The sequence below is a fragment of the Bacillus sp. LR_5 genome (assembly GCF_042709275.1).
The window spans coordinates 1-3,540 of record NZ_JAVAXX010000444.1; the positions used below are offsets into that span (position 1 = coordinate 1).

At 43.1% G+C, this 3,540-nt stretch carries 5 protein-coding genes; 3 read left to right on the forward strand and 2 right to left on the reverse strand.

Annotated features, from left to right (window positions below; translation table 11 throughout):
• Nucleotides 1–77: 77 nt before the first annotated feature.
• Entirely contained in the window at nucleotides 78–989 is a 912-nt protein-coding gene (locus RAC86_RS36700) for a ring-cleaving dioxygenase (protein ID WP_122895490.1), read from the forward strand.
• A 15-nt stretch (nucleotides 990–1,004) separates the two neighbouring features.
• Nucleotides 1,005–1,607: an alpha/beta hydrolase gene (locus tag RAC86_RS36705; protein WP_014480039.1), complete on the forward strand. Its 603-nt coding sequence runs from the start codon at nucleotides 1,005–1,007 to the stop codon at nucleotides 1,605–1,607.
• Nucleotides 1,608–1,649: 42 nt separating this feature from the next.
• Here the strand turns inward: RAC86_RS36705 and RAC86_RS36710 are convergent, their stop codons facing one another.
• A complete protein-coding gene (locus tag RAC86_RS36710) occupies nucleotides 1,650–2,258 on the reverse strand; it encodes a nitroreductase family protein (RefSeq protein WP_014477092.1) in 609 nt (202 codons plus the stop codon).
• Between the two features lie 129 nt (nucleotides 2,259–2,387).
• On the opposite strand from RAC86_RS36710, the gene yodB reads away from it, so the two are divergent.
• Nucleotides 2,388–2,726 carry a transcriptional regulator YodB gene (yodB, locus tag RAC86_RS36715; protein WP_004399427.1) on the forward strand — a complete coding sequence of 113 codons (339 nt, stop codon included), beginning with the start codon at nucleotides 2,388–2,390 and terminating at the stop codon, nucleotides 2,724–2,726.
• Between the two features lie 404 nt (nucleotides 2,727–3,130).
• Here yodB and RAC86_RS36720 read toward each other — a convergent pair whose 3' ends face one another.
• Nucleotides 3,131–3,520 (reverse strand): tautomerase family protein, encoded by a 390-nt coding sequence (locus tag RAC86_RS36720; protein WP_021481482.1) that lies wholly within the window; start codon nucleotides 3,518–3,520, stop codon nucleotides 3,131–3,133.
• Nucleotides 3,521–3,540 lie beyond the last annotated feature (20 nt).

Below are 3,540 nucleotides of genomic sequence, written 5' to 3' on the forward strand. Positions count from 1 at the left end.
AAACATGGTTTGCATCCTTTTCAATAAAGGTTTAAAATAATAAATATCTTGAAATCGAGATAAATAGGAGTGAGAAAATGAAAACAGAAGGATTGCACCATGTCACAGCATTCGCCAGAGATCCGCAAGAAAACTTGCGATTTTATACAGAAGTGCTTGGGCTCAGGCTTGTTAAAAAAACAGTAAACTTTGATGATCCCGGAACGTATCATTTTTACTTTGGGAATCAAAACGGAGATCCCGGTACAATAATGACCTTTTTTCCGTTCCAAGGAAGCGGACAGGGAACGGTAGGAAAAGGCCAAGCGGGCCGGGTGTACTTTTCAGTTCCCTCAGGCTCCCTGTCTTTTTGGAAGGAGCGTCTTGAGAAAAGCGGGCTGAGCCTAGAGGAAAAAACGTTGTTTGGTGAAAAAGGTCTTATTTTTGATGATACAGAAGACCTTCCGCTGGCGATCATGGAGGATGCGAAAAGCGGCAAAAGCGAGTGGACGCCTGACGGGATCACAACAAATGAAGCAATTACGGGAATGAAAGGTGTGCTGCTATATTCCTACGACCCGCAGGCGACCATACAATTGTTAATGGAAAGCTTTGGATACACCAAAGTGGCCGAAGAAGACCAGATTGTCAGACTGGCAACCTCAGCGGCCGTCGGCGGTGTCATTGATGTCCATTTATACCCTGAAAAAAGAGGAGTCGGAGGATATGGTACGGTACACCATGTAGCGTTTCGGACAAAGAAAAAGGAACAGGCGAAATGGCTGCCGATTATTGCTGAAAACCATCTGCCTTCGTCAGAAATTCTCGACAGGGAATACTTTACATCAGTTTATTTCAGGGAGAAAGGCGGTATCTTATTTGAAATTGCCACAGATGAACCGGGCTTTATGACAGATGAAACGTTTTCTGAGCTAGGGACTTCCTTAAAACTGCCTGAATGGCTGGAGAAACATAGACACCAAATTACAGACATTTTACCTGAACTTTAAAAGGGGGAATTTATAATGAAGCATATTTATGAAAAAGGAACATCTGACAACGTACTTTTGCTGTTGCATGGCACGGGCGGTAATGAACACGATCTGCTTTCATTGGGGCGGTTTATAGACCCTAATGCCCATTTGCTTGGTGTCAGAGGATCGGTGCTTGAAAATGGAATGCCGCGATTTTTCAAACGTCTGAGTGAAGGAGTTTTTGATGAAAAAGATCTTGTGGTGCGGACAAGAGAATTGAAAGATTTTATCGACGAGGCTGCAGAAACGCATCAGTTTGATCGCGGCAAAGTGATTGCAGTCGGTTATTCAAACGGCGCAAACATTGCGGCAAGCCTGCTTTTTCATTATAAAGATGTGTTAAAAGGGGCTATTCTGCATCATCCAATGGTTCCGATTCGGGGTATCGAGCTGCCTGATATGGCGGGGCTCCCTGTTTTTATCGGTGCCGGGAAATACGATCCTCTTTGCACGAAGGAAGAATCAGAAGAGCTTTACCGCTATTTGCGTGACAGCGGGGCATCAGCCTCCGTTTTCTGGCAGGACGGGGGCCATCAGCTGACTCAGCATGAAGCTGAACAGGCTCGTGAATGGTACAAAGAGGCGATTGTATAAAAAAACCTTAGTCCGGATTTCGGACTAAGGTTTTTCATATCCTTACAGCCAAGTTGATACTTTTGAAAGCGGCAGGCGGTTGCTTTGATGGGCAGGCTTCACTGCTTTGCCGATTGAAATAAGCATAACCGGAACATAGCGCTCACTGATATCAAATTGCTTTTGGAACTGCTCTTTGTTAAATCCGCCAATTGCGCAAGTGTCATAACCTTTTGCTTTTGCGGCAATCATAAGCTGCATAGCAGCTAAAGAAGCATTTAAGAAAGCGGAATCACGTGCGAATTGCTCGCTTTGGTAAGCACCGTTGATTTGGCCGAGCAATGTTTGTTTGATTTCATCCGTAATATAGCCTTGGCTTGCTAATTCAGCATAAACTTCTTCACCGTTTTCATTTGCCTTTAAATCGCCTAAAATGGCAACAACAGCAGAAGACTCAACGATTTGTTTTTGATTATACGCTACAGGAAGAAGCTCCGCTTTTGATTCATCGCTGTGGAATACTGTAAAATGCCAATGCTGAAGGTTCCAAGCGGAAGGCGCTTTAGCGGCAAGGTCTAATAGCTCAGTCAGCTCCTCCTTAGAGATCGGGGCATTTGTATCATATTCCTTTACAGATGCACGTGCTTTTAAAACATCCAGAGTATTCGTCATAGTGTTTCCTCCTTCGGATAAACGTGGTATGATAATAGAAAAGTTAGAAGCTTACTAAATGTAACTTGAAAGATTATTGTAATGGATCATTGAATACATGTCAATCAATAGATGAAGGGATGAAGGCTTGTGGGAAATACGATGTGCCCTAAAATGGAATCCGCATTCTCATTGCTGGGAAAACGATGGAACGGTCTGATCATCCATGTGCTAATGGATGGGCCGAAACGGTTTAAAGAGATAACGGAAACAATACCGATGATCAGCCAAAAAATGTTGGCAGAGCGCTTGAAGGAGCTTGAACAAAACGAGATTGTCGAACGGCAGGTTCTCCCTGAAACGCCGGTCAAAGTCATCTACACGCTGACTGAAAAAGGAACAGCGCTTCAAGCTGTATTTCAAGAGATGCAGGCATGGGCCGATCAATTTTGCGAGCCTGGTGACACAGTGTGTGAAGAAGAGAAATAAGGAAAGCGGCGTCTGAAAAAGAGCCTTTGTTTCCATGGTGAGTCATGTAAGTACGGTTCACACCCGTTTACATGACTTTTTATATTTGTCAGACTGATATTTCCGGATTGGCAAAAGTGTCATGTGCATATGAAGGGGATATATAAAATAGGAAATGATCAATAAGCTATAACATCTAACCTATTGTAAATGGGGATTATGATGTATCTTATTATGCAAATCAACAAAATTTTATATTTTCGGCCAAAACCCAGTCAGCTTCCAATTGGCATTTAAACCGGATATAAAAGGAAATCCAGGTTTTTCGTATTGCTGGATGCTTCTATACTGATGACTTCCGCATTTATGAAAAAAGAGAGAGCTTCTTTGGAGCTCTCTCTTTTTTTTTGTGGGGAGACGAAATCTTATAGTTTTCCATTCAAAAATTGCGCCTCACCGAGACCGAAACTCCAGTCTGCGTCACCATTCTCAGTAATAGATACCATGAGGTCTTCAGGGGAAATTCCGCATTTTTCTTCTAGCCTTTCAGCAAGCAGAGCATACAATTTTTCCTTTTGGCTTTCGGTTCTTGCTTTGCTTGTCATGCTAATGATGACCATATCCTTGGTTCTCTGAAACCCTAATCCCGTATCCTGGATTATAAGCTCGTTTGCGGGATGCTGATGGACAATTTGATAACGGTCTCTTTCCGGAACACCAAACGCTTCAACCATCGCTTGGTGAGCAGTATCTAATAACAATTGCAGCGATTTTTCGTCACGGCCTTCAATTACATCAAAACGCAATAATGGCATGTGTACTCCTCCTCTTGTGA